Origin of the sequence: Pseudophaeobacter flagellatus, from assembly GCF_021228235.1 — a bacterium.
GTDB lineage: Bacteria > Pseudomonadota > Alphaproteobacteria > Rhodobacterales > Rhodobacteraceae > Pseudophaeobacter > Pseudophaeobacter flagellatus.
On sequence record NZ_JAJQRG010000001.1, the window covers coordinates 532,744 to 556,544 of the forward strand.

The following is a 23,801-nucleotide window of genomic DNA, read 5'->3' on the forward strand; positions in this document are numbered from 1 at the left end:
CATAGGGATGAGGCATAGGATGAGCAAGGCAATCGCCAAGACGGGTGTGGTGCGCGCAATGGGCGCGATGAGCGGCACCTCGCTGGATGGGGTGGATGTGGCGGTGGTGGAAACCGACGGGCTGTCGATCCACGGCTTTGGCCCCTGCCGTTATCACCCCTATAGCGAGGCCGAGCGCAGCACCCTGCGCGCTGCGCTTGGGCTGTGGCACGGGCCCGAGGTCATCGCCGCCACCCGCGTTGTCGATGCCGCGCATAAGATTGCGCTTGCCGGGTTCGAAGGGATTGATGTGATTGGCTTTCACGGTCAGACTCTGGCCCATGCTCCGCGCTTGCAGGGCAGCCTGCAGGTGGGCGATGGTTCCCGGCTGGCAGAGGCGCTGAACCTGCCGATTGTCTGGGATTTTCGCAGTGATGACGTGCGTCTGGGCGGCGAGGGGGCGCCGCTGGCACCGTTTTTCCACTTTGCCTGCGCCAAATACATCAAGGCCAGCGGTCCGATTTGCTTTCTAAACCTTGGCGGGGTGGGCAATCTGACCTATGTGGATCCCCGCTTTGACCGCCCCGAAGCGGCAGGCGCGCTCTTGGCATTTGATACCGGGCCAGCCAATGCGCCGATCAACGATCTGATGCAGGCCCGTCTGGGGCAGCCCTTTGACAAAGATGGGCGCATCGCCAGCAAGGGCGTGGTCGAAACCGGTGCGCTAGAACTATTCCTGGCAGAGCCATATTTCACCAAGATGCCGCCTAAATCGTTGGATCGAAATGATTTCGCTGAAATGATTGATCTTGTCGGCGAGTTGAGCAATGCGGATGCTACTGCGACCCTGACGGCCATGTGTGCGGCATCGGTGGCGCAGGGGATGGAACACTGCCCCGAGCCGCCCTCGGTGGTTTTGGTGACCGGCGGTGGCCGCCATAATCCGGTGCTGATGCAGATGCTTGAGGTTTCTCTTGATTGTCCGGTGAAGCAGATCGAAGAGGTCGGGCTGGACGGCGACATGCTTGAGGCGCAGGCCTTTGCCTATCTGGCAGTGCGGGTGGCACGGGGGCTGGCGACCTCTGCCCCCGGCACCACGGGCGTCAGCGCCTGTGTCGGTGGCGGCGTGGTCAGTGTGCCTGACCGCTGAGCCGCCCTGCCTGCGTAGGCAATGGGCAGGAACGTCAGGGGGCATAGAGGACATGTAGGGGGGGCTGGCTTATCCGCGCGGAATATCAAAACCCGGCGCGGCAAGCTTAAAGCCTTCGAATTGAAAACCGGGCGAGACGGTGCAGCTGACCAGGCTGTAGTCGCCTGTGCTGCGCGCCGCCTGCCAGTGCCGCTCTGGCACGATGAGTTGCGGCTGCCCCTTGGTCAGATCCGGGCTGAGCAGATGATCCTGTGCCGGGCCGGTGTCGTCTGGCGACATCGACAACACCAGCGGCGCGCCTGCATGGTAGAGCCAGATTTCGGTGGCATCGATCCGGTGCCAATGACTGGATTCACCGCTGCGTAGCAGAAAATAGATACAGGTGCCGCTGGCACGTCCCGCATTTTTCGCTACCCAGGTCTGACGGAACCAGCCGCCTTCGGGGTGTGGGCTGAGTTGAAGTTTTGCGATGATTTCATCTGCGGTCATGATGTCTCTCATATTGACACTGGTAGTACATTAGCACTGGCAATTTTGCATTTGCAGCATATCTTTGCGCCATGACTATGCACATCCCCTTTGACAACACATATGCCCATCTGGGCCCCAATTTTTACAGCAAGCAATTGCCGGAACCGGTGACCGCGCCGCAGCTGATTGCCTTTAATCAGCCGCTGGCGGATCTGTTGCAGGTGTCGGGCAGCAGCGTGCAGGAACAGGCTGAGATCTTTGGTGGCAACCAGATACCCAGCGGTGCTGATCCGCTGGCACAGGCCTATGCCGGGCATCAGTTCGGCACCTATAATCCGCAGCTTGGTGATGGCCGGGCGATCCTGCTGGGCGAAGTGCTGGGGCAGGATGGCAGGCGCTATGACATTCAGCTCAAAGGTTCGGGGCGCACGCCCTATTCGCGCCGGGGCGATGGCCGCGCCTGGCTGGGGCCGGTGTTGCGCGAATATGTGGTCTCTGAGGCGATGCACGCGCTCGGGATCCCAACCACCCGGGCGCTGGCGGCGGTCGCCACCGGTGAAACGGTCTGGCGTGACGGCGGGATGCCGGGCGCTGTGCTAACGCGCGTGGCCGCGAGCCATCTGCGGGTGGGCACCTTTCAGCTGTTTGCCGCGCGGGGCCAGACCGCAGCGCTGCGCCAGCTGACCGATTATGCCATTAGCCGCCACTATCCACAGGCGCAGGGGGCCATGGGGTTGCTGCGGGCGGTGCGCGATGCGCAGGCCAGGCTGATTGCCGCCTGGATGTCGGTGGGCTTTATTCATGGGGTGATGAACACCGATAACAGTAGCATTTCAGGCGAAACCATTGATTATGGCCCCTGCGCCTTTATGGATCACTACCGCGCCGATCAGGTGTTTTCTTCGATCGACCGGATGGGGCGCTATGCCTATTCGAACCAGCCCAGCATTGCGGTGTGGAACCTGGCGCAACTGGCCACCGCCTTGATTCAGCAGTTGGATGATCCGCAGCAGGCAGTGGATGAGGCCACCGAGATTGTGCATGCCATGCCCGCCCTTATAGAGGCCGAGTGGCTGCGTCTGTTCCGCCGCAAGATCGGTCTGACGGGGGCGGCCAGCGAGGATATGGATCTGATCTCGGATCTGTTGCAGATCATGCAACAGGGCGATGCGGATTTTACCAATCTGTTTTCTGCCCTAGCCGATGGCACTGCAGGCGACCAGTTCAAAGAGCCCCAGGCCTTTGAGGCCTGGGAACGGCGCTGGCGCCAGCGCTGCGCGCAGGAACAGGATCCAAAGGCGGTGATGCGCGCCGCAAACCCAGTCTATATCCCGCGCAATCACCGGATCGAAGAGATGATCGCAGGCGCGGTTGTCGGCGATTATGCATTGTTTGAACGGATGAACCAGGTTTTGGCCAGGCCCTATACGCGGCAAGAGGGGGCCGAGGATTTATGCCGTCCACCTCAGGAGAACGAGGTCGTCACGGCGACGTTTTGCGGCACCTGATCCAGGGGCTGTTTTTATAACGCTGACAACAAGAAAGGCGCGCTGCACAGAGCAGCGCGCCTTTTAATTCAGGTTATTGCACTTGGCTTAGGCCTATACGGTTGGGGCCCTATGTGGCCTGACGCCGCTGGCCAGCGGGCTTGCCGCCGGAGCGCGCACCGCCACCAGCGCCGACGCCCTGGGATTGGCCGCGTCCGCGTCCACCGCCGCCACCGCCGCCGCCGCCGCGACGGCGATTGCCACCACCGGGTTTGCCGCCGGGGCGACCGCCACGGGAGGACGCACCAGCCGAATCTGGCATTGCCTCCCAGGGGGAGCCAGAGGCCGTTGGGATGGTGATTTTCATCACCTTCTGGATTGCCTTCAATTCGTCCATCTCATCGGGGGCACAGAAAGCCACCGCCTGGCCATCCTTGCCGGCGCGAGCCGTCCGGCCGATCCGGTGTACATAGGCATCTGCCACATTGGGCAGCTCGTAGTTGTAGACATATTTCACGTCAGGAATGTCCAGCCCACGGGCGGCCACATCGGTGGCAACCAGCACTTTGATCTGGCCGGATTTGAACGCGGCCAAGGCGCGCTCGCGCTGGCCCTGGCTTTTGTTGCCATGGATCGCCGCGGCTGAAAAACCGGATTTCTCCAAGGTTTTCATCAGCTTTTCCATACCGTGTTTGGTGCGGCCAAAGATCAGCGTGCGCTCATCCTTGTGTTCTGTCAGCAGTTCCTTCAGCAGGCTCAGCTTTTCGGCCTTGGCGATAAAGTGTACTGACTGCGTCACCTTGGCGGCGGGTTTTCCGGGAGGCGAGACTTCGATGCGCACAGGGCGCTGCAGGTAGGAATTGGCGATCTCGTTCATCTGTTTTGGCATAGTGGCCGAGAACAGCATGGTCTGGCGCTCTTCGGGCAGCAGGGCGGAAATCTTGCGCAGGGCGTGGATAAAGCCCAGATCTAGCATCTGGTCGGCCTCGTCCAGCACCAGGAAATCGCAGGATCCAAGATCTAGCGCCTTGCGGTCCAGGATGTCGAGCAGACGGCCAGGGGTGGCCACCAGAATGTCGGTCCCGCGCGAGATCCGCTGGATTTGCGGGTTGATCGAAACACCGCCAACCACCAGGCCAATTTTCATTGGGGTGCCTTCGGTCAGGTCTTTCAGGGTGGCAGCGATCTGGTTGGCCAACTCGCGGGTGGGTGCCAGCACCAGACCGCGTACGGTATGGGCGGCGGGCTTGCGGCCATAGTCCAGCATCCGGGCAATCAGCGGCACGCCAAAGGCGGCGGTTTTGCCGGTGCCGGTCTGGGCCAGACCCAGCACATCTTCGCCGTTCAGTGCATGGGGAATGGCGCGGGCCTGGATTGGCGTTGGATCCTTCAGACCCATTTCAGCCAGTCGAGTAAGTACCTGTTCGGGCAGGCCCATTGTTGAAAATTCAGTCACGTATCGTCCTTTCGCGGCCCGGTGCCATGGCGGAGCCATCGGCATGTGCCGTCTGTGCCAGTCGCAAAAGGCGCTGGCTTTTTGTTGGGGCAAAGCCCTCGAGCGGCAACAGGCGACTGCCCGGCCACTGGGATTTGCGAGTGCCCCACGCGTGATTTTGGGAACCTTGGAACTTCACTAGACAGCGGGTTTGTCGCGCATATTGCGCGCTCGGCTGTCTCTGCTCACGCGGCAGGGAAGTATACCTGCAGCCCACATGGGATGTTTTGGCGCCAAAGTCAATGCGATGTCTGAGTGGAATTTCGGTTTTCGTCGGCGCGTTGTTTGGCTACATAGGGAACCCAGATCAGTGGACGAAAGTAATACCTGATGACGATTATTGCGCGATGTGAGGCCAAGGGCCTGCGGATGACCGGCCAGCGCCGGGTGATTGCCCGTGCCTTGGAAGACAGCCCGGATCACCCCGATGTGGAAGAACTCTATGCTCGCGCCAGCGCTCTGGATTCGGGGATTTCCCTGGCAACCGTGTATCGTACCGTCAAACTGTTTGAAGAGGCAGGGATTCTAGACCGGCTGGAATTTGGCGATGGGCGGGCGCGTTATGAAGACGCGGATCGTGAGCACCACGATCACCTGATCGACATCAACACCGGTGCGGTGATTGAATTCTGCGATCCCGACATCGAGGCGCTGCAGGAAAAGATCGCCGCAAAGCTGGGCTATCAGCTAAAGGGGCACAAGCTGGAGCTCTATGGTGTGCCGACGAAGAAAGATGCGGCACTCGACGAGGAGTAGCCGCAGCGCAGATGCGCGCGGTGCCCAGCGGTATTGCGCGGCAGATTGCTTGGGCGGGGCGCGCGGAAAAATGGCCAGCACACCGAACCTTGGCTCGGCGAGAGTGAGATTTTTCTGTATCTCCCCAGGGTTGCGGTGGTATCACGCGACGCACATCAATTTATGTGATGCCTTATCCAACAACTTGTTGCGCCCGTTGTCGCAAAGAGACTTGCAGCCGGGTCTGCTTCGCCGCATCCACGGTTGGGTCATCGGGGCAATTTCTACAGAGTAGATCCCGGAGACAGATGCGTGTGGGCGTTGGGAACAGGTGGCACAGGGGCCATCTGCGTTCTGCCCGATTTAGGAGGACGCCCATGAACAATCTCAATGGAATTCTATTGGTCATCGCATCGATGGCGGCCTTCACGCTGGAAGATATGTTTATCAAGCGCCTGTCCGGGGATATTCCGGTGGGCCAGATTCTGATGATGCTGGGCGCGGGCTCGGGGGCGGTTTTTGCCGTTGCCGCTGTTTATAAGCGCGACAATCTGTTTGCGCGCGCTGCCTGGCGTGGGCCAGCGATCCTGCGCACCCTGGCCGAAGCAATCGGGGCGATGGCCTTTGCCACGGCGCTGTCGCTGGTGGATATCTCTACCGTTGCGGCGGTGTTTCAGGCGCTGCCGCTGGTCATCACCATGGGCGCCGCCTTGTTTCTGGGCGAACAGGTGGGCTGGCGCCGCTGGAGCGCGATCTGCGTCGGCTTTGTCGGGGTCTTGTTGATTGTTCGCCCTGGGCTTGCGGGGTTTGACCCTTCTGTTTTCCTGGTGTTGCTTGCGGTTCTGGCGATCGCGGCGCGCGACCTGCTGACACGCCTGGTGGATGTGTCGATTTCCTCTGCGGTGGTCAGCTTTCAGGCATTTGCCTCGTTGATTGTGGCGGGCGGGCTGTTGCTGCTGTCTACAGGCGGAGAGCCGGTGTCGGTGGACGGATCGCAGGCGCTGATGATGCTGGGCGGTATCATCTTTGGCGTTGGCGGCTACTATGCGATCGTAATCGCAACCCGCATTGGCGATGCCTCGGCAATCACGCCGTTTCGCTATAGTCGGCTGTTGTTTTCGATCCTTGTCGGGGTGCTTGTCTTTGGCGAACGTCCCGATGCGCTGACGCTTGGTGGTGCTGTGCTGATCATTGCCTCTGGGCTTTACACCTTTGTGCGTGAACGTCGGCTGGCCCGCGAGATGGCACGTGAACTCGCGCGGGCCTCTGGCCCGGCGACAGGCGATGGCGCGGCTGTTGTTGCGCGGTAACCGGGACGGTCTGGTGATGCGGGGCGCGCGGCCGTGCAACCCAGGCCAAACTGGCATCGCTACCGGTGGCGCAAACAGTGTGATGTTAGCCCTAACCTTGTGAATTAAACGCCGTTAGCGGTAACGAGAGCTGTTTACATTTGCCCTCTGGCTGCTATGACGCAGGCATCTTTGTTACAGTCAGGGACCGTCCAAATGAGCACGATTATCGACATCCACGCCCGCGAAATCCTCGACAGCCGGGGCAACCCCACCGTCGAGGTCGACGTGATCCTTGAAGATGGCACCATGGGCCGCGCCGCGGTGCCGTCCGGGGCTTCGACAGGGGCGCATGAGGCGGTTGAACGCCGCGATGGCGACAAGGATCGCTATCTGGGCAAGGGCGTGCTGGAGGCAGTTGCAGCCGTCAATGGCGAAATCGCCGAAGAGTTGGTTGGCTTTGATGCAACCGATCAGGTCGCGCTGGATATGGCGATGATCGACCTGGACGGCACCCCTAACAAGGCGCGCCTTGGTGCCAATGCTATCCTGGGTGTGTCGATGGCTGTCGCCAAAGCGGCCGCTGATTTCACCACGCAGCCGCTGTTTCGCTATGTGGGCGGTACCTCTGCACGGGTTCTGCCAGTGCCGATGATGAATATCATCAATGGCGGCGAACACGCAGACAACCCGATCGACATTCAGGAATTCATGATCATGCCTGTGGCTGCGAATAGTATCCGCGAGGCGGTGCGTATGGGCGCAGAGGTGTTCCACACTCTGAAGAAAGAGCTGTCGGCGGCGGGGCTGTCCACCGGGATCGGCGATGAGGGCGGCTTTGCCCCCGATATCGCCTCGACCCGCGAGGCCCTTGATTTCATTCTGAAGTCTATCGAAAAAGCAGGCTACCGTCCGGGCGAGGATATCTATCTGGCGCTCGATTGTGCCGCGACCGAATACTACAAGGATGGCAAATACGTGCTGTCGGGCGAAAACAAGGTGCTGAGTTCAGAAGAGAATGCCGACTACCTTGCAGCGCTGGTTGCAGATTATCCGATCATTTCCATCGAGGATGGCATGTCCGAGGATGACTGGGATGGCTGGAAGCTGTTGACCGACAAGATTGGCGACAAGGTACAGTTGGTGGGGGACGATCTCTTTGTCACCAACCCCGCGCGTCTGGCCGAAGGCATCAAGCGCGGCAGCGCCAATTCGATGCTGGTCAAGGTGAACCAGATTGGCACCCTGACAGAGACCCTGAAGGCGGTTGATATGGCGCATCGTGCGGGCTTTACCAATGTGATGTCGCACCGTTCAGGTGAAACCGAAGATGCCACCATTGCCGATCTTGCAGTTGCCACCAATTGCGGCCAGATCAAAACAGGCTCGCTGGCGCGGTCTGACCGGCTGGCGAAATACAATCAGCTGATCCGGATTGAGGAAGTTCTGGGCGAAGTGGCCGAATATGCAGGCCGTTCGATCCTCAAAAGCTAAGACAGTAGACTTCAGACATATTGAACAAGAGGCAGTCCATCGGGCTGCCTCTTTTTTGTTGCTGGACAGCAGGTGAGGCTTGAGACGGTCTGGGTTTTTGGTAAATTACCCCTTTATAATTTGATCATATTGTTGAGGTTGAGATGGAAATCATAGAGGCGACCCCCGCCGACAGTGTGCTGGTTGCAGATTTTATCACCAGGCTGTTGGCCGAGCTCAGCGGCGCAGAAAACTCTGATCCGTCTGATCTGCTTGAGATCAGCGCCAGCCTGCTGGCGCGCGATGATGTGATTGGGCTGTTCGCCTATGATGGCGATGCGCCGATCGGTCTGATTATGCTCAACCAATGTGCTGCAATTTATGCGGGTGGTCTTTTTGGCGAGGTCACTGAACTTTTTGTTCAGTCAGATCGGCGTTCTGTGGGTGTGGCGCAAACCCTGCTGCACGCCGCAAAGGAACTGGGGCGGGCGCGCGGCTGGACGCGGTTGGAAGTCGGTGCCCCGACACAGCCAAAATGGCAGCGTAGCCTGCGGTTTTATCAGCGTGAAGGCTTTCAGGAGACCGGGCCGAGATTACGCCTGCTGCTGTAACGCGGCAGAGGGGCCGCACAGCTATAAGATCTTGGTCATCAGCATGTACTGGTCGCGTGGCTCGAAACGCGTGCGCTGGTACAGCTTGGTTGCCTCTTGGTTTTCCCGGTCGACCTCCAGATGCAGCGCCTTGACCCCGGCCGCGCCAAGGGTCTTGGGCAGTTCAATCAGCACCTCGGTGGCCAGGCCGCGCCCGCGCACTGCAGGGCGGATGTAGATCTCATCGACAAATCCGTCCATGCCGCCAAATTCTACTGACCAGCCAAAGGTGACGACGATATAACCAATCGGCGCGCGGGTGGGGCCAATGATATAAACCGCCCCGTAGGGCATGCCCGCAAGCAAGGGCACGATGCCTGCCTCGCGTTGCGCAGGGCTGGTGTCCAGCCCGGCCTCGGCGTGAAAGGCGGCCACCATGGGTAAGAGCTTCTCTTGATCCTCGGGGCGGGCCAGATGCAGTGCGGCGCTCATAGTCTGGCCAATCTTTGGGTGATCAGGGAAAAGAACCCTTCGGCATCGACATCTCCGATGAACAGCGCATTGGGGGGGCGATCCGTCACCCGCCACCAATCGGCCACGGTCATGCCAAGGGTCAGATCTGACTGAGTTTCGATCTCGACATTGATCTGGCGGCCGCTGAATAGATCGGGCTGGATCAGATAGGCGATCACGCAGGGGTCGTGCAGCGGGCCGCCTTCGGAGCCGTATTTTTCCATGTCGAAACGTTCAAAGAAGTCGAGCATTTCGGCGGCAAACTGGCCAACCCGACTGTTCAGCGCAAGCAGTGCGTCGATGCGGGGGCGGGTGATCAGCGCCTTATGGGTGACATCCAGTGGCATCATGGTGACTTTTACGCCCGATTTCATCACGATATCAGCGGCTTCCGGATCAACGTAGATGTTGAATTCCGCGGCGGGAGTAATGTTCCCCACCTCAAAATAGGCGCCGCCCATCAGCACGATTTCTTGCACCCTGCCTATGATATCGGGCGCTGCCTCAAAGGCTGCGGCGATATTGGTCAGCGGACCCAGCGGACACAGGGTTACCGTGCCTGCGGGTTCTTGGCGCAGGCTGTCGATGATGAAGTCAACGCCAGCCTGGGTCTGTAGTGGCATCTTGGGGTCAAACAGGTCAGGCCCATCCAGCCCGGTCTTGCCATGCACCGCTTCGGCGGTGACCAGCGGGCGCGACAGGGGGGCGTCACGGCCGGCAAAGACCTTGACCTCGGGGCGGCCAGCCACCTCGCAGATGATGCGGGCATTGGTCTGGGTGCGCGCCAGCGGCACATTACCGGCCACGCAGGTGATCCCCAGCAGATCCAGCTCCTCTGGGCTGGCCAGCGCCAGCAAGATGGCGATTGCATCATCCTGGCCCGGATCGGTGTCGATGATGATTTTGCGAGGCGATGTGCTGGTCATGAAGGCTTTGTCCTGAATTTCAAGCTATCAGCCTTGCAGCCTGGCTGGGGTTTGTCCAGTGCAGGGGTTGTCTCGCGGGATACGGGATTTATTCAATCTCTTTCAGCGATTGCAGCGCGTTCATCACGTTTCACCTCATCCCAGAGCGCATCCATTTCAGCCAGGTCACTATCGCCTGGGGTTTTGCCTTTGGTGGCCAGCTTGGCCTCGACGCCTTCAAAGCGGCGGATGAATTTGGCATTGGCTTTGCGCAGCGCTGCCTCGGGTTCGACGCCCAAGTGGCGGCCCAGATTGGCCATGACAAACATCAGATCGCCAAACTCTTCCTCGACCTCAACCTGGCTCAGCTCTGCGCGGGCTTCAGCCAGTTCGGCGCTTTCTTCGGCGATCTTGGCGATGACATCATCAATCACTGGCCAGTCAAAGCCCACACGCGCGGCGCGTTTTTGCAATTTATAGGCGCGCAGCAGCGCTGGCAGCCCTACTGCCACCCCGTCCAATGTGCCATCCTGCTGCTGTCCGGCGCGCTCGGCAGCCTTGATCGCCTCCCAGTCGGCAGTTTGCTGTTCGGGGCTTTTGTTGCGGTTTTCATCGCCAAAGACATGCGGATGGCGCGAGACCATTTTGTTGGACATGGTGGTGACCACATCCTGAAAGCTGAAATGCCCGGCTTCGGCGGCCATCTGGGCGTGAAACACTGATTGGAATAACAGATCGCCCAGCTCTCCCTTTAGGTCATCCCAAGCCTGGCGCTCGATCGCATCGGCGACCTCATAGGCCTCTTCGATGGTATAGGGGGCAATGGATGCAAAATCTTGCTCGATATCCCAGGGACAGCCGTGATCGGGGTGGCGAAGGGCTTGCATGATCTCCAGAAGTCGTTCAATTCCAGCACTTTCGTTCTGGATCAGCGCGGGGTCATAGAGGGGGTGTAGCGGTGTGTCAGGCATTGCGGCGGCTCTTGTTCCAGTGTCTGATGCATCAATCCCGAGTCTTACACAGGAGTCCACCCCATGCCGGTTGTGAACCGCATTGCTGATTACGCGACAGAGATGAAGACATGGCGCCAGCATCTGCACCAGATCCCCGAACTGGCGCTGGATTTGCCCAAAACCGCGGCCTATGTGGCCGAACGCCTGCGCGAGATCGGCGTGGACGAGCTGCACGAGGGCATTGCGACCTCGGGCATGGTGGCCATCATCAACGGCCAAGGGGGGGGCGGTACCATCGGCCTGCGTGCGGATATGGATGCGCTGCCGATCCCGGAAGAAACCGGCGTAGACTACGTTTCGCAGCATGCAGGAAACATGCATGCCTGTGGTCATGACGGCCATACCACCATGCTGCTGGGGGCGGCGAAGTACCTGGCCGAGACGCGCAATTTCTCTGGCCGGGTGGCACTGATCTTCCAGCCCGCCGAAGAGGCCATCGGTGGCGCCCGCATCATGGTGGAAGAGGGCATCATGGAGCGGTTCGACATTCAGGAGGTCTATGCGCTGCACAACGCGCCCGGCCTGCCTGCTGGCACCTTTTTGACCGCGCCCGGCGCGCTGATGGCGGCTGTTGATACGTTTCATATCAATATCCAGGGGGTGGGCGGTCATGGGGCGATGCCGCATGAAACCCGTGATCCTGTGATGGCGGCCTGTGGTATTGCCCAGGCGATTCAGACCATTATCAGCCGCAATCATCACACATTGGAAGACCTGGTGGTTTCGGTCACGCAGATCCACACGGGCACGGTGGACAATGTGATCCCTGATACCGCCTATATCAATGGCACGGTGCGGACCTTTAACCCCGAGGTGCAGAAAATGGTGATGCGCCGGATGGAGGAAATCGTGGCAGGCCAGGCCGCCAGCTATGGTGTCACCGCCGCACTGGACTATGAGCTTGGCTATCCTGCGACCATCAACAATGCCGAGAAGGCCGCCTTTGCCGTTGGCGTGGCGGCCGAGATTTCAGGCACCGAAAACGTCGAACCAGACGGCGAGCGTGAAATGGGCGCCGAAGATTTCTCTTACATGCTGAAGGCACGTCCCGGCGCCTATCTGTTCCTTGGGCAGGGCGACAGCGCCGGACTGCACCACCCCAAATATAATTTCAACGATGACATCGCGCCGGTGGGGGCCTCCTTCTTTGCCCGGCTGGTGGAACGGGCGCTGCCATTGCGCTGATCTACGGAAACAGGTGACAGGGGCGGAAAAAGCAGCTATTTCCGCCCCCGTAATATGATCAAATTGTGCCTGCCTTTGGGGATCACTCCAGCATCGTGCCTGGTTTCGCACGGGTTTGACGCCGGGCAGGCGGCTGCAAGAGGGATAGACCCATGGCACTGGAAGACGCAAAAACGCAGGTGGATCAGGCATTCACACGCGATGATCTCAAGGGGCTCAGCTTTGAGAACAGTTTTGGCGGGGCGCTGTCATTTCTGCGCCGCAGTTATACCAAAGACCTGACGCATGCTGATATTGCCATTACCGGTGTGCCCTTTGATCAGGCGGTGACCAATCGCCCCGGCACCCGTCTTGGCCCGCGCGCTATCCGCGAGGCTTCTAGCCTGCAACCTTTTGATCCGCCCTATGGCTGGGGCTATGACCCGCTAAGCGAGCTGGCGATTGCCGATTATGGCGATATGGCCTTTGACTATGCAAATGTCGCGGCCTTCCCCGATGCGCTACGTGACCATATTCGCGGCATTCTGGCCACCGATACCGCCTCGGTGACGCTGGGGGGCGATCACTATATCAGCTTTCCGATCCTGCAGGCCTATGCCGAAAAATACGGCCCACTGTCATTAGTGCAGTTTGATGCCCATCCCGATACCTGGCCGGATGATGATTTCGACCGCGTCGACCACGGCACCATGTTCTACAAGGCGGTGAAATCGGGCATTGTCGATCCGGCCACCTCGGTGCAGGTGGGTATTCGCACCACGGTCGAGGATACGCTGGGGGTCAATATCATTGATGCGCCCACCGTGCACGAAATTGGCCCGGTTGAGACCGCAGCCCGGATCAAGGCGATCGTGGGGGACAAGCCGACCTATCTGAGCTTTGACATCGACGGGCTGGACCCGGCCTATGCCCCTGGCACCGGCACCCCTGTTTGGGGCGGGCTGACCTCGGCACAGGCTGCCCGCATCTTGCGCGAGATCGCAGGGATCAATATCAAGGGCGGCGACGTGGTGGAGGTTTCGCCTCTATTTGATACCACAGGGGCGACCGCAGTGGCTGGGGCGCATGTGGCAATGGAAATTATCTGCCTTCTGGGCTGGAATATGAGAGAAAATGGCTGAGTTTAATCAACCGATTAGTGGCAATGATCTGGCGCGGTTTTCCGGGCCAAACACCTTTATGCGGCTGCCGCAGGCAACCTCGCTTGATGGCCTGGATGTGGCCTTTCTGGGGGTGCCGATCGATATTGGCACTTCCTGGCGTTCTGGCACCCGTTTTGGCCCGAAACAGATCCGCGCTGAGAGCGCCATGCTGCGCCCTTATAACATGGCGACAGGGGCGGCACCTTTTGACAGCCTGAATGCCGGGGATATCGGCGATCTGGCGATCAATACCTTTTCGCTGAAAGAATCGCTGCGCATCATCGAAGATAGCTACAATGCCATCTTGGCGGGCGGCGTGATCCCGATGGCAATGGGCGGGGATCATTCGATCACCCTGCCTATCCTGCGGGCGATTGCGGCCAAATACGGCCCCGTTGCCTTGGTGCATGTCGATGCCCATGCGGATGTGAATGACGATATGTTTGGTGAGCGAGAAACCCATGGCACCGTGTTTCGCCGCGCCTATGAAGAGGGGCTGATCGTCGCCGACAAGACCTATCAAATCGGCATTCGCGGCACCGGCTACGGCGCCGATGACTTCACCGAAGCGCAGGGCTGGGGTTTTCAGCACTTCCCCGCGCAAGAGCTGTGGGGGCGGCAACTGCACAATATGGGCGCGGAAATTCGCCGCGATATCGGCAATCGCCCGGTTTATATCTCTTATGATATCGACAGCCTGGATCCGGCCTATGCGCCCGGCACCGGCACGCCAGAGATAGGCGGGCTGACCACGCCCCAGGCGCTTGAACTGATCCGCGCCATGAAGGGGCTGAACATTGTCGGCTGCGACCTCGTCGAGGTCTCGCCGCCCTATGATCCCTCAGGGAATACCGCCCTGACTGCGGCGAATTTGCTCTATGAGATGATGTGCGTTCTTCCTGGTGTGAAATCACGCTAAGCTGCTGCGCATGGCCCATCCATTGGGGGGCACATCAGGCAAGAGGGCGGGGCTGCGATGGGTAGGATCATGATACTGGCTTGGGTGTTGCTGGCCGCAGCCGTGGTGATTGTGGGCTTTATCAGGCTGGCCCCGGTTGATCCTTTTGATTGGAACACCCAGCCAGAACTGACCGAAGACAAGGAGTTTCGCGGCGGCGTGTTTCGGGTGGTGCGTACGGGGCCGGATGGGCTGCGCCAGTTTGATCGCATTGCCTCGGGCGCGGCGCGCACCAATCTGCTGTCCGGATCGGTCGAGGACGGTCAGGCGACCTATGTGACCCGTACCAAGGTCATCGGCTTTCCCGACTATACCACGGCGCGCCAGGACGGCGATCTGCTCAAGGTTTATGCACGACTGCGGTTTGGCCGTTCTGATCTTGGCGTCAACAAGGCGCGGATTGACGCCTGGCTGTCCTTGATGCCCAAGCTTGCAGATTAGAGACTGTCGCGTTCATTTGCAGTCACGTGACTGGTTCCACGCATTTGATTTCGCGTGTTTTAGCTGCTCATGATTGGTGGCACTTTTGCGCAACATGTTCTGGTCGGCTGCTAGCTGGGGTTGGTGGGGCGTGTATCCAGGTGGTTTCAGCCTGTTCGCAGGGCGCGCGCCGCCTGGTTGCCGCAGCAGCTGTGCTACAGGGCAGGCAGGGCCCCGTCTGGTGCAGTGTGCTGCAGCGCGGTTTTGCGCGCAGGATTCGACAGGCTCGCCGAGAGACAATTTGTCTGCACTTCCCGCCACATCGGCACATTCAGCGACATCTGACACTGGGCCATGAACTGGCGCCCATCGACGTTCAGGCAGCGCAGTTCGCCCAGCTCCACCCGGGCGCCGCTTTTGTCGGTACAGTAGCAATCAATCACCGTGCCCCCTGGCCCCTGAACATCCGCTAGCGCGGGGAGGGCAAGGTAGGTGAACAGGAATGCGATAAGGGCACTGGCATGTTGCATGCGGCTAGCATATCACAGAAGAGACCTTTATGCCAAAGCGGCAGGACGATACCCCAAAGAGGATGAGGCACGGATGATCCCCGAAGAGCGGCTAGAGCAGATCCTGCAACGGTTTCAGTATCTTGAAGCCGTGATGGCAGAGGGGGCAAGTGGCGCCGAGATCGCCAACTTGGCGCGGGAATATTCCGAGATCAAGCCGGTGGCCGAACAGATCACCGCCTATCGCCAGTTGCTGACTGATCTGGACGACGCCAAGGCAATGCTGGCAGATCCGGATATGAAGGAATTGGCGGAAGAAGAAATTCCCAGCCTGCAGGCGGCCCTGCCAGAGGCTGAGCAGGCGCTGCAACTGGCGCTGTTGCCCAAGGATGAAGCCGATACCCGTCCGGCCATGCTGGAAATTCGCCCCGGTACGGGTGGCGATGAGGCGGCCCTGTTTGCCGGTGATTTGCTGCGGATGTACCAGCGCTACGCCGAAGCGCGCGGCTGGAAGTTTGACATCATCGAAGAACAGGTCACCGAACTGGGCGGCATCAAGGAAGTGGTGGCCCATATCAAAGGCGAAAACGTTTTTGCCCGGATGAAATACGAAAGCGGCGTTCATCGGGTGCAGCGGGTGCCCGTCACTGAAAGCGGTGGCCGGATTCACACCTCGGCGGCCACCGTGGCGGTGCTGCCCGAAGCCCAGGAGGTCGATGTGATGATCGATCCGGGCGACATTCGTATTGATACCATGCGCGCCTCTGGCTCGGGTGGGCAGCACGTCAACACCACCGATTCTGCGGTGCGTATCACCCATATTCCCACCGGCGTTATGGTGGTGAGCGCCGAGAAATCGCAGCACCGAAACCGCGAGATTGCGATGCAGGTTCTGCGCGCCCGGCTTTATGATCTGGAGCGCCAGCGCATTGATGGCGAACGGTCTGCCGATCGCGCCAGCCAGGTCGGCTCGGGCGATCGATCAGAACGGATCCGCACCTATAACTTTCCTCAAGGGCGGATGTCTGACCACCGGATCAACCTTACCCTTTATAAGCTGGACCAAATCCTTCAGGGGGATTTGGATGAAATTATCGATGCGCTGACGGCAGACAATCAGGCGCGGCTCTTGGCTGAGATGGGGCAGTGATGGCAGGCACGGCTGCCCAGGCCATGGCCGCCGCTGCGGCGCGGTTGCGGGCCGCAGGAGTGGAGGATCCGGCACGCGATGCCCGTATTCTGCTGGCGCATGCCGCCCGCATAGAGGCCAGCCGCGTCACCCTGATCGCGCCAGAAGAGCTTGCCCCTGAAGTGGCCGACCGCTACGAGCAACTGATAGCCCTGCGTGCGGTCCGGGTGCCGGTGTCGCATCTGATTGGCGAGCGTGAATTTTATGGCCGCCGTTTCAAAGTTTCCAAAGATGTGCTGGATCCGCGCCCGGAAACTGAAACCCTGATTGAGGTGGCCCTGGCTCAGCCGTTTGAGCGGGTGCTGGATCTTGGCCTTGGCTCGGGCTGCATTCTGGTGACGCTGCTGGCGGAAAACCCGCGCGCATCGGGGCTGGGGGTGGATCTGAGCGAGGCCGCCTGTCTGCAAGCCAGCGCCAATGCGGTGCTGCACCGGGTGGAGGCCCGCATTGATATCCAGCAATCGGATTGGTTTGCCAATGTCAGCGGCGAATTTGATCTGATCACCGCTAATCCTCCCTATATTGCCCTGGATGAAATGGCAGGCCTGTCGCCCGAGGTGCGCGGTCATGAGCCCGATATGGCGTTGACCGATGGCGGCGATGGTTTGGGCGCCTATCGCGCAATTGCCGCCAAGGTGATGATGCATCTGCGTCCTGGCGGGCGGGTCTGCCTTGAAATTGGCCCCACCCAAGGGCAGGCGGTGGCAAAAATGCTGCAAGAGGCAGGCCTAGTCGATCTGCGCATTCTCCCGGATCTGGATGGGCGTGACCGCGTTGTTACCGCCCAAAGGCCGACCTAAAGTGGCATTTTGTCGCGAAAATTTCTATTTTTGAAAGAAAATGTAGGAAATATGAGGTGCGCCCCTTGTCTGGGGCGGTAGAAAGTGGTTACTCAAAGTGTCGCTCAATAACGGCGAGGTTACTCTACCTCCCAGCGACACCAAGCCCAAAATAGTCGATCATCCGGCGCCGGGATGCGCTGCATTGGATCCATGACACATGAAATTAAGGCTGACGTTAGGCATATGAGATCGTCAAAATCACGTTCGCGTTCCAAGTCGAACCGGAACCGCCCCAATGGGGTCAATGTTGTAAATCGGGTCTTCGATAGCTCCGGCCCTGAGGGCAAGGTGCGCGGGACCCCGCAACAAATAATCGATAAATACAACCAGTTGACTCGCGATGCGCAGCTCAGCAATGACCGGGTGGCTGCTGAAAACTTTCAGCAACACGCGGAACATTACTTGCGGCTGTTGAACGAAGCGCAGCGCGAAATCGACGCGCGGCGCGAAGATCAGGAACGGCAAAACCGCGAACGCCAGGCAGAGCGCGATCGCGAACGCGCAGAGCGTCTTGAAAGGCAGGAGCGCGAAGCCTCTGCCAATCAACAGCAGCCGCAGCAACAGCCTGCTGCAGCCCCCCGCCGGGAGGCTGGTGACACCACCAATGCGGATCCGGCCACCGCGCCGCAGCCCGAGGTCCTGGACCCGCGCGATGCCGCGAGGGCACCGGTCGATGACGGCGTTGATGCTTCGGCACAGGAGAGCGGTCTGGTTGAAACCCCAGAAAGCCAGGGCCAGCATGGTCAGGGCCAGCAGGGGCAAGAGCCAGCAGGGGCCGGAAAAAAACCGGCCAGCCGCAAACCACGCAGCCGCAAACCTGCCCCAAAGCAGGAAGCAAGCGGCGCAGGGGATCCCCAGGCATCTTCTGCGGAGGAGGCCAAGGAAGCCAAGCCCAAACGCGCGCCACGTGCGCGGGCAAAGCCCAAGGCCAAGCCAGAGGATACACCAGAAGCGGCTGAATAGGGCCCTTCTGTTTGCTGTTCTGTTTGAACAGCCCAACAAAAAACCGGCGTCCTTTCGGGCACCGGTTTTTTTATGTCTGATGGTTTGCTTGCAGTGACAGGGGCTGGATCAAGTGCTGTGCCTGTTCGCGGGCTAGTCCAGCGGCTTGAGGCTTCGGGCCAGGGCGCAGAATTGCTCTAGGCTGACCTGTTCGGCGCGCTCAGTTGGGGCGATGCCTGCTGCGCGCAGGTGGTCCTCTATGCCGGGGGCTACGCTTTTGAGGCTGGCGCGCAGCATCTTGCGCCGCTGATTAAAGCCTGCAGCAATCACCTGCGACAGGGTTGCGGCATCAGCCGGAAAGCGCGGCTTGGGCAGCGCGGTCAGATGCACCACGGCGCTATGCACCTTGGGTGGCGGGCTAAAGGCCTCGGGGGGCAGGGCCAGCACGATACGCGCATCAGCGCGCCACTGCGCCAAGAGCGCCAGGCGGCCATAGGCCTTGGTGCCGGGCTGGGCAACGATACGTTCGGCCACTTCGCGTTGAAACATCAAGGTCAGGCTTTGCCAGAACGGTGGCCAGTCCTTGGGGGTGAGCCAGCGCACCAGAAGTTCGGTGCCGACATTGTAGGGCAGATTGGCAGCAACCCGCACTGGCGGCGTCAGATGTTGCAGCGGATCGACCTCTAGCGCGTCGCCATTGATCAGCTCCAACCGGCCCGGATAGGCCGCAGCGATTTCGGCAAGCGCCGGCATGCAGCGGCTGTCCTTTTCCACTGCCAGCACCCGCCGCGCTCCTTCGGCTAACAGCCCCCGTGTCAGCCCACCGGGGCCGGGGCCGATTTCCAGCACGTCGCAGCCGCTCAAATCGCCGGCCTGACGGGCGATCTTGGCGGTGAGGTTGAGATCCAGCAAAAAGTTCTGCCCCAGTGATTTCCGTGCCAGAAGCTGATGGGTGTCGATGACCTCGCGCAGCGGAGGCAGGCTGTCGATTGCGCTCATATCTATATGTCCAGGGCGCGCGACCTTGCGGGGCGCCAGTCAAAGAGAGGGTTGGGCCGGAATAGGCAGTGGGATGTAACGCGTCAAGAGGGCGGTGCGGCGCGCTGCGCCATGCTCTGGGCCAGTTTCAGCGCCTCGATCAGGCTAGAAGGATTGGCCTGGCCGGTGCCCGCGATGTCAAAAGCGGTGCCATGGTCCGGCGAGGTGCGGATAAAGGGCAGCCCTAGGGTGACATTGACGCCGCGATCAAAGTCCAGCGTCTTGATCGGGATCAGCGCCTGATCATGATACATGCAGATGGCCGCATCATAGCGGGCGCGGGCGGCGGCGTGAAACAGCGTATCCGCCGGATGCGGTCCAGTGAGGGTCAGCGCCTCGCTCTCGGCATCAAGCTTTGCAATCAACGTATTGATCCAGCGTATTTCTTCCTGGCCCATGGCCCCGCCTTCGCCGGCATGTGGGTTCAACCCGGCGACGGCAATCCGCGGCTGCGCAATGCCAAACTGCTGGCGCAGCCCCTGGGCAGTGATCTCGATCACCTCTTGTAGCAGCGTAGGGGTCAGGGCGGTTGCCACATCGGCCAGTGCGATATGAATGGTGGCAGGCACCACCCGCAGTGCCGGGCTGGCCAGCATCATCACCACGCGGGCGCGACCTGCCAGATGGGCCAGAAACTCGGTATGGCCGGGAAAGGCAAACTGAGCGCCGTCAATCAGCGCTTTCTTGTGAATGGGGGCAGTGCACAGCGCAGCGGCCTGTCCCGATTGCACCAGCTCTACCCCGCGCTGAATTGATTGCACCACTCCAGGCGCATTTGCCGGATCGGCGCGGCCCTTGGTGGTATCGCCGGCAAATTCCAGCGGCAGAACCGGCAGCGCCTGTGCCGCATGGGCCAGCGCCTCTTGTGGGTGCGAGATCAGTTGCACTGGCAGACCCGCAGGCAGATGGCGCGGATCGCCAATCCAAAAGAACGGGCAACTGTCTTTCAGCTGTTGCCAGGCCATGGCGGCGATTTCCGGGCCAATTCCGGCGGGTTCGCCACAGCTAAGCGCCACAGGGGCCAGCGCTCTTGGCGTAGCCGAGGCAGCCTCTCCCTGGGCTGCGGCGGTCATTTCTCGACGATCAGCGCATCCGCCCGCAGCTGTTCCAGAAAGCTGTCGGCGAAGGATTCAACCCGCTGTTGGGTCAGAGCATTTGCGACTGTTTCACGGGATTCGCCTTCACCCAGTTCGGCGTTTCTGCCGCAGAGCATCAGCAGCATCAGCGTCTGGCCCTGGTTGCGGGTCAGGGTCAGCGAGGTCTCATTTGGGTCCAGCTTGGCCAGCTCAATGGCAATGTCCTGGGGAATTTCACTGGGGGTCAGGCTCTTGCGATCCAGCACGGCGGGGTCCTGATCCTTTGCAACACCGTAAAGATCATCACAGCTGTCAATGGAATTGGCAATTTTCTGTCCCTGGGCGAGGGCTTCGGGGCTGCGGCCGCCCGGAATGTAGTAGGCGGCATATTCGATTGCCGAATACCGCTGGCTGCCGCCTGTTACTTCGCGCACACCGCGCATCTGGAACATGGCAACGGCGCCTTGCAGCGGCAGCGGTTCAGTGATTTCGCCGGGATCTAGCGCAAGTACCACAGGCTGCAACTGCGGCGGCAGTTTGGTCAGGTTCATCCAAGGCAGTTTGCCCCCGTTGGCGCGGCTGTCCGAGGCGGAGTACTGGGTCGCGGCGGCGGAAAAAGCGGCTTGGCTGGTCAATTGCCCAACCTGATCGGTCAATTCCTGCACCTGCTGGACGTTCTGCTCGTTGAGCGGCACGATCAGTTCAGAGAGCAGCACCTGTACCCCGCCCGCTCCGGCCTGGCCCATGGCGCGGTCGATCTCTGCCTCGGTGGGGCGGGCACGGCCCAAAAAGCGCGAGCTGACATATTCCCGCCAGCCCAGGCCTACCTTGGTGAAATCGCGCACTGTTTCCGGCTCGATCCCGTTTTCGCCAAGCACCTTGAGGAATTCATTCAAGGACAGATTGGCCCGCCCGGCCAGTTCCGTTATGCCAGCAGTGATCTCTTCTTCGCTGGGAGATATGCCAACCCTGGCCATTTCCGCAAGTTTGAGCCGATCATTGATCAGCTCCTTGCGGGCCATGATCTCTGGGTTGCCTGGGGTGCGCAGGATGCCCATGAACAAGGCGCGCTGCTTCAATTCGTAATTGGTGATGACGGCACCATCCACGGTAATAGCGGGCGAAAACAGCCCCTGCGCCACCAGGGGCGTGGCCGCGGAAACCAGCCCAAGCGCCAGCGTGGCGGCGGCTGCGGTTCTGGAAAAGCTTCGCATCAGGGAAGCGGAGAAGGCCTGGGTCAAGAGTGTTTGCATGATCGCCTGTACTGTTTGCTGCCGTTATTGATTGAGAACCCGTTCATGGAGATTGAGAACCCAAAATCCGTTGAGGGATCGACGCTTGTGGTTGAGGTATAGCGCCGGTTTACCGAAAGGTCGACCGTCACACATTCATTGCTATAGGCAAGGCCAATGCCGGCCCGGGTCGCCCGCGCATCTGAGATATCGTAGCGCAGGTTGGCACTGGCCTCCCAGCTGGCTGAGACCGCGTAGGAGCCATCCAGCCAGATTTCAGAGGTCTCGGCGCTGCGGCTTTCGGCGGGGTCGGTGCCAAGCCAGAGATAACTGCCGGACAGGGACAGATCATCGCGATACCAGTCGCCGCGAACCTCTGCCTTGGAGAAGTTGAGGGAATCATTGAGCAAGCCACGTGCCGTCAGCGCCATGCCGTCGCTGAATTTCAATTGCCCGGCCAGCAGCAAGTCCGACGTGACCCCGCCCAGCCCCGAGCTTTTGGTGAAGCGGGGATCGCTGTCCTGGCGCAAGACCTGGCCAAGTGTGGCATAGGCCTGCCAGCCGGTGCTGGCAAAGCGGGCCCAATTTAGCCCGTAAGCCAGCGACAGCCCGTCTTCGCGGGCATCCGATGCCGGGAACCGCGAAAGCGACAGGAGGTTGCCCTGATCAAATTCGACAAAATTGCTCTCATCGTGGGCGGTATCCTCGCCGATGGTGTTGCTCCAGCCCAGTTGCACGATGGGTTCCAGGAACTGCGTCGCACCGCTGGCATCCGTTTTGGACATTGGCAGGCGCAGGGTCAGGCGCGACCGCGGGGTAAGCCGTGAACTGTGTTCATCATAATAAGAATCGTCATAGGTGGTGAAGCCGTCTACTGCGGCCCCCAAGGCCCACTCGACCTCTAGCCCGCCTGCCAGCAGCCAGTGGCGACGCCAGTCGACATCGGCAGTAATATGGCCCTGATCGCGGCCATTGGTTGCGGTCTGGTTCCCTTCCATGTCCGAGGTGCGGTTGTGGCCATGCGCTTCCAGTGTCAGACGTGTTTCGCCGCCGATGGAGAGCGGGAAATAGCGTTTCTGGTAGTAGATTTCACCAATGTTCGAGGGCAGAAGATCCTGGTCTTCGCTATCGCGCAGGGTCTTAAACTTGATGAAGCCGGCACGCAGCAGGCTGTCGCGTCTTGCGCGGGTCAGGGTGATCTCAGACCGCAGGCGATCCAGGTCGGGCAGGCCGTAATCGGCAATATAGGCATTGTCCGAGACGGATTTGAGATCAAATTCCAGCTGTAGATCGTTCTTTAGGTGAAACTGGCCGGTGGCAAAGAGATAGCCACGGTCATCGCCGGGCTGCAGATCATCGCGTGTGTAGGCCCCGTTCAGTTCAATCTTGCCGCGGCGAAAAGCCTGGCGGTAGCGCGCATCCAGGGTGCGGGTGCTGCCGGAAATATAGGGCGCCAGGGTCAAATCCCGGCTCTCGCCCAGGGTAAAGAAATAGGGCACCTTGATCCCGGTTCCCAGGTTCGAGGTGCTGCGCGTCGAAGGTACCAGGAAGCCAGTGCTGCGTTTCAGCGAAGGGTCCGGCAGGCGCACGGCGGGAAAGTAGAAAACAGGTACATCCAGCACCCTGACCTGGGCACCTTCGAAATAGAGCTGCTGTTCGACCTGATCATGGATCACCCGCTCGGCCCGGATCTGCCAGAGCGGCGGCTCGCCGTCATCGCAGACATGGCAAGAGGTCACAGAGGTCTTGTAGAGCTGGGTATAACGGCCGCCAACACGGGCCATTTCCAGCGAGGCCATTTGCAGCTGCTGCTTGAAGATCATGCGGGCACCGGTTAGCAGCCCATCGCGCAGATCGCGGTCCATCTCGGCGGCATCGGCCAGAATGGTGATATCGCCGCCTTGATCAATGCGGATTGGTCCTTCGATCTGTAGGGTGCCAGAGCTTTCTTCAAAAGTGATCTGCCGGGCCTGCAGGCGGACATCGCCCCTGAATGCTTCGACATTGCCCTTGGCAATCAGCTGGCGTTCCGGGGTGATGAAGAGATGATCGGCAACCAGCACTGCCGGCTGTTCTGCGGCGGGCAGGGGGCCTGTGCCCTGTGCGACGGTAGGCTGGGCAACGGCCAGCCATGGCAGAACCACCGAGAGCAATAGGGCGCGGCGCAT

23 protein-coding genes are annotated in these 23,801 nt (G+C 60.3%); 13 read left to right on the plus strand and 10 right to left on the minus strand.

Features of this window, described 5'->3' with window-relative positions:
• Positions 1-19: 19 nt before the first annotated feature.
• Positions 20-1,129: an anhydro-N-acetylmuramic acid kinase gene (locus LRK71_RS02535; RefSeq protein WP_232400840.1), complete on the plus strand. Its 1,110-nt coding sequence runs from the start codon at positions 20-22 to the stop codon at positions 1,127-1,129.
• Between the two features lie 69 nt (positions 1,130-1,198).
• On the opposite strand, the gene LRK71_RS02540 is transcribed toward LRK71_RS02535, so the two are convergent.
• Positions 1,199-1,618 (minus strand): cupin domain-containing protein, encoded by a 420-nt coding sequence (locus LRK71_RS02540; RefSeq protein ID WP_232400841.1) that lies wholly within the window; start codon positions 1,616-1,618, stop codon positions 1,199-1,201.
• Between the two features lie 71 nt (positions 1,619-1,689).
• On the opposite strand from LRK71_RS02540, the gene LRK71_RS02545 reads away from it, so the two are divergent.
• The gene (locus LRK71_RS02545; protein ID WP_232400842.1) at positions 1,690-3,108 is read left to right on the plus strand and encodes a protein adenylyltransferase SelO; all 1,419 of its coding nucleotides are present in this window, start codon (positions 1,690-1,692) and stop codon (positions 3,106-3,108) included.
• A 109-nt stretch (positions 3,109-3,217) separates the two neighbouring features.
• Here LRK71_RS02545 and LRK71_RS02550 read toward each other — a convergent pair whose 3' ends face one another.
• On the minus strand, positions 3,218-4,543 hold the full coding sequence (locus LRK71_RS02550) for a DEAD/DEAH box helicase (protein WP_232400843.1): 1,326 nt from the start codon (positions 4,541-4,543) through the stop codon (positions 3,218-3,220).
• A 369-nt stretch (positions 4,544-4,912) separates the two neighbouring features.
• Between LRK71_RS02550 and LRK71_RS02555 the strand changes: the two genes are divergently transcribed.
• From LRK71_RS02555 to LRK71_RS02570, 4 genes are all read left to right on the plus strand, one after another.
• Complete coding sequence (locus tag LRK71_RS02555; RefSeq protein ID WP_232400844.1) at positions 4,913-5,338, plus strand: Fur family transcriptional regulator; 426 nt, start codon at positions 4,913-4,915, stop codon at positions 5,336-5,338.
• Positions 5,339-5,694: 356 nt separating this feature from the next.
• Complete coding sequence (locus tag LRK71_RS02560) at positions 5,695-6,627, plus strand: DMT family transporter (RefSeq protein ID WP_232400846.1); 933 nt, start codon at positions 5,695-5,697, stop codon at positions 6,625-6,627.
• Positions 6,628-6,822: 195 nt separating this feature from the next.
• The gene (eno, locus tag LRK71_RS02565; protein ID WP_232400848.1) at positions 6,823-8,100 is read left to right on the plus strand and encodes a phosphopyruvate hydratase; all 1,278 of its coding nucleotides are present in this window, start codon (positions 6,823-6,825) and stop codon (positions 8,098-8,100) included.
• 143 nt (positions 8,101-8,243) lie between these two features.
• The gene (locus LRK71_RS02570) at positions 8,244-8,690 is read left to right on the plus strand and encodes a GNAT family N-acetyltransferase (RefSeq protein ID WP_232400849.1); all 447 of its coding nucleotides are present in this window, start codon (positions 8,244-8,246) and stop codon (positions 8,688-8,690) included.
• Between the two features lie 21 nt (positions 8,691-8,711).
• Here LRK71_RS02570 and LRK71_RS02575 read toward each other — a convergent pair whose 3' ends face one another.
• The 3 genes from LRK71_RS02575 to mazG form a co-directional block, all read right to left on the minus strand.
• Complete coding sequence (locus tag LRK71_RS02575) at positions 8,712-9,161, minus strand: GNAT family N-acetyltransferase (protein WP_232400850.1); 450 nt, start codon at positions 9,159-9,161, stop codon at positions 8,712-8,714.
• On the minus strand, positions 9,158-10,108 hold the full coding sequence (locus LRK71_RS02580) for a nucleoside hydrolase (protein WP_232400851.1): 951 nt from the start codon (positions 10,106-10,108) through the stop codon (positions 9,158-9,160). Before LRK71_RS02580 ends, LRK71_RS02575 begins: the two co-directional genes overlap by 4 nt.
• A gap of 92 nt (positions 10,109-10,200) precedes the next feature.
• A complete protein-coding gene (gene mazG / locus LRK71_RS02585) occupies positions 10,201-11,058 on the minus strand; it encodes a nucleoside triphosphate pyrophosphohydrolase (protein ID WP_232400852.1) in 858 nt (285 codons plus the stop codon).
• A gap of 63 nt (positions 11,059-11,121) precedes the next feature.
• Here mazG and LRK71_RS02590 point away from each other — a divergent pair, with 63 nt between their 5' ends.
• From LRK71_RS02590 to LRK71_RS02605, 4 genes are all read left to right on the plus strand, one after another.
• Entirely contained in the window at positions 11,122-12,285 is a 1,164-nt protein-coding gene (locus LRK71_RS02590) for a M20 aminoacylase family protein (RefSeq protein WP_232400853.1), read from the plus strand.
• A 152-nt stretch (positions 12,286-12,437) separates the two neighbouring features.
• Entirely contained in the window at positions 12,438-13,406 is a 969-nt protein-coding gene (gene speB, locus LRK71_RS02595) for an agmatinase (RefSeq protein WP_232400854.1), read from the plus strand.
• Positions 13,399-14,346, plus strand: coding sequence for an agmatinase (gene speB, locus LRK71_RS02600; protein ID WP_232400857.1), 948 nt, complete (start codon positions 13,399-13,401; stop codon positions 14,344-14,346). Before speB (LRK71_RS02595) ends, speB (LRK71_RS02600) begins: the two co-directional genes overlap by 8 nt.
• Positions 14,347-14,403: 57 nt before the next feature.
• Complete coding sequence (locus tag LRK71_RS02605; RefSeq protein ID WP_232400858.1) at positions 14,404-14,826, plus strand: DUF1499 domain-containing protein; 423 nt, start codon at positions 14,404-14,406, stop codon at positions 14,824-14,826.
• A 194-nt stretch (positions 14,827-15,020) separates the two neighbouring features.
• Here the strand turns inward: LRK71_RS02605 and LRK71_RS02610 are convergent, their stop codons facing one another.
• Entirely contained in the window at positions 15,021-15,335 is a 315-nt protein-coding gene (locus LRK71_RS02610; protein ID WP_232400859.1) for a hypothetical protein, read from the minus strand.
• 73 nt (positions 15,336-15,408) lie between these two features.
• Here LRK71_RS02610 and prfA point away from each other — a divergent pair, with 73 nt between their 5' ends.
• The 3 genes from prfA to LRK71_RS02625 all read left to right on the plus strand — a co-directional run bounded on the left by prfA (position 15,409) and on the right by LRK71_RS02625 (position 18,308).
• Positions 15,409-16,464, plus strand: coding sequence for a peptide chain release factor 1 (gene prfA, locus LRK71_RS02615; protein ID WP_232400860.1), 1,056 nt, complete (start codon positions 15,409-15,411; stop codon positions 16,462-16,464).
• Entirely contained in the window at positions 16,464-17,303 is an 840-nt protein-coding gene (prmC, locus tag LRK71_RS02620) for a peptide chain release factor N(5)-glutamine methyltransferase (RefSeq protein ID WP_232400861.1), read from the plus strand. The genes prfA and prmC overlap by 1 nt, the downstream gene beginning before the upstream one ends.
• Before the next feature lie 225 nt (positions 17,304-17,528).
• Entirely contained in the window at positions 17,529-18,308 is a 780-nt protein-coding gene (locus LRK71_RS02625) for a DUF4167 domain-containing protein (RefSeq protein WP_232401135.1), read from the plus strand.
• A 132-nt stretch (positions 18,309-18,440) separates the two neighbouring features.
• Here the strand turns inward: LRK71_RS02625 and rsmA are convergent, their stop codons facing one another.
• The 4 genes from rsmA to LRK71_RS02645 form a co-directional block, all read right to left on the minus strand.
• Positions 18,441-19,286: a 16S rRNA (adenine(1518)-N(6)/adenine(1519)-N(6))-dimethyltransferase RsmA gene (gene rsmA, locus LRK71_RS02630; RefSeq protein ID WP_232400862.1), complete on the minus strand. Its 846-nt coding sequence runs from the start codon at positions 19,284-19,286 to the stop codon at positions 18,441-18,443.
• 83 nt (positions 19,287-19,369) lie between these two features.
• Positions 19,370-20,398, minus strand: coding sequence for a 4-hydroxythreonine-4-phosphate dehydrogenase PdxA (gene pdxA / locus LRK71_RS02635; RefSeq protein WP_232400863.1), 1,029 nt, complete (start codon positions 20,396-20,398; stop codon positions 19,370-19,372).
• Positions 20,395-21,654, minus strand: a complete 1,260-nt coding sequence (locus LRK71_RS02640) for a peptidylprolyl isomerase (RefSeq protein WP_232400864.1) — start codon at positions 21,652-21,654, stop codon at positions 20,395-20,397. Before LRK71_RS02640 ends, pdxA begins: the two co-directional genes overlap by 4 nt.
• Positions 21,639-23,801: an LPS-assembly protein LptD gene (locus LRK71_RS02645; protein ID WP_232400865.1), complete on the minus strand. Its 2,163-nt coding sequence runs from the start codon at positions 23,799-23,801 to the stop codon at positions 21,639-21,641. The genes LRK71_RS02640 and LRK71_RS02645 overlap by 16 nt, the downstream gene beginning before the upstream one ends.

Bases quoted from the DNA above. Each gene is read 5' to 3' on its own strand.
- LRK71_RS02560 (WP_232400846.1), top strand. From the start codon at position 5,695: ATGAACAATCTCAATGGAATTCTATTGGTCATCGCATCGATGGCGGCC.
- LRK71_RS02645 (WP_232400865.1), bottom strand. From the start codon at position 23,801: ATGCGCCGCGCCCTATTGCTCTCGGTGGTTCTGCCATGGCTGGCCGTT.
- mazG (WP_232400852.1), bottom strand. From the start codon at position 11,058: ATGCCTGACACACCGCTACACCCCCTCTATGACCCCGCGCTGATCCAG.
- LRK71_RS02625 (WP_232401135.1), top strand. From the start codon at position 17,529: ATGAGATCGTCAAAATCACGTTCGCGTTCCAAGTCGAACCGGAACCGC.
- LRK71_RS02580 (WP_232400851.1), bottom strand. From the start codon at position 10,108: ATGACCAGCACATCGCCTCGCAAAATCATCATCGACACCGATCCGGGC.
- speB (WP_232400857.1), top strand. From the start codon at position 13,399: ATGGCTGAGTTTAATCAACCGATTAGTGGCAATGATCTGGCGCGGTTT.
- LRK71_RS02610 (WP_232400859.1), bottom strand. From the start codon at position 15,335: ATGCAACATGCCAGTGCCCTTATCGCATTCCTGTTCACCTACCTTGCC.
- LRK71_RS02570 (WP_232400849.1), top strand. From the start codon at position 8,244: ATGGAAATCATAGAGGCGACCCCCGCCGACAGTGTGCTGGTTGCAGAT.
- LRK71_RS02540 (WP_232400841.1), bottom strand. From the start codon at position 1,618: ATGACCGCAGATGAAATCATCGCAAAACTTCAACTCAGCCCACACCCC.
- LRK71_RS02535 (WP_232400840.1), top strand. From the start codon at position 20: ATGAGCAAGGCAATCGCCAAGACGGGTGTGGTGCGCGCAATGGGCGCG.
- LRK71_RS02605 (WP_232400858.1), top strand. From the start codon at position 14,404: ATGGGTAGGATCATGATACTGGCTTGGGTGTTGCTGGCCGCAGCCGTG.
- LRK71_RS02575 (WP_232400850.1), bottom strand. From the start codon at position 9,161: ATGAGCGCCGCACTGCATCTGGCCCGCCCCGAGGATCAAGAGAAGCTC.
- prmC (WP_232400861.1), top strand. From the start codon at position 16,464: ATGGCAGGCACGGCTGCCCAGGCCATGGCCGCCGCTGCGGCGCGGTTG.
- LRK71_RS02555 (WP_232400844.1), top strand. From the start codon at position 4,913: ATGACGATTATTGCGCGATGTGAGGCCAAGGGCCTGCGGATGACCGGC.
- pdxA (WP_232400863.1), bottom strand. From the start codon at position 20,398: ATGACCGCCGCAGCCCAGGGAGAGGCTGCCTCGGCTACGCCAAGAGCG.
- speB (WP_232400854.1), top strand. From the start codon at position 12,438: ATGGCACTGGAAGACGCAAAAACGCAGGTGGATCAGGCATTCACACGC.
- LRK71_RS02545 (WP_232400842.1), top strand. From the start codon at position 1,690: ATGACTATGCACATCCCCTTTGACAACACATATGCCCATCTGGGCCCC.
- LRK71_RS02590 (WP_232400853.1), top strand. From the start codon at position 11,122: ATGCCGGTTGTGAACCGCATTGCTGATTACGCGACAGAGATGAAGACA.
- eno (WP_232400848.1), top strand. From the start codon at position 6,823: ATGAGCACGATTATCGACATCCACGCCCGCGAAATCCTCGACAGCCGG.
- prfA (WP_232400860.1), top strand. From the start codon at position 15,409: ATGATCCCCGAAGAGCGGCTAGAGCAGATCCTGCAACGGTTTCAGTAT.
- LRK71_RS02640 (WP_232400864.1), bottom strand. From the start codon at position 21,654: ATGCAAACACTCTTGACCCAGGCCTTCTCCGCTTCCCTGATGCGAAGC.
- rsmA (WP_232400862.1), bottom strand. From the start codon at position 19,286: ATGAGCGCAATCGACAGCCTGCCTCCGCTGCGCGAGGTCATCGACACC.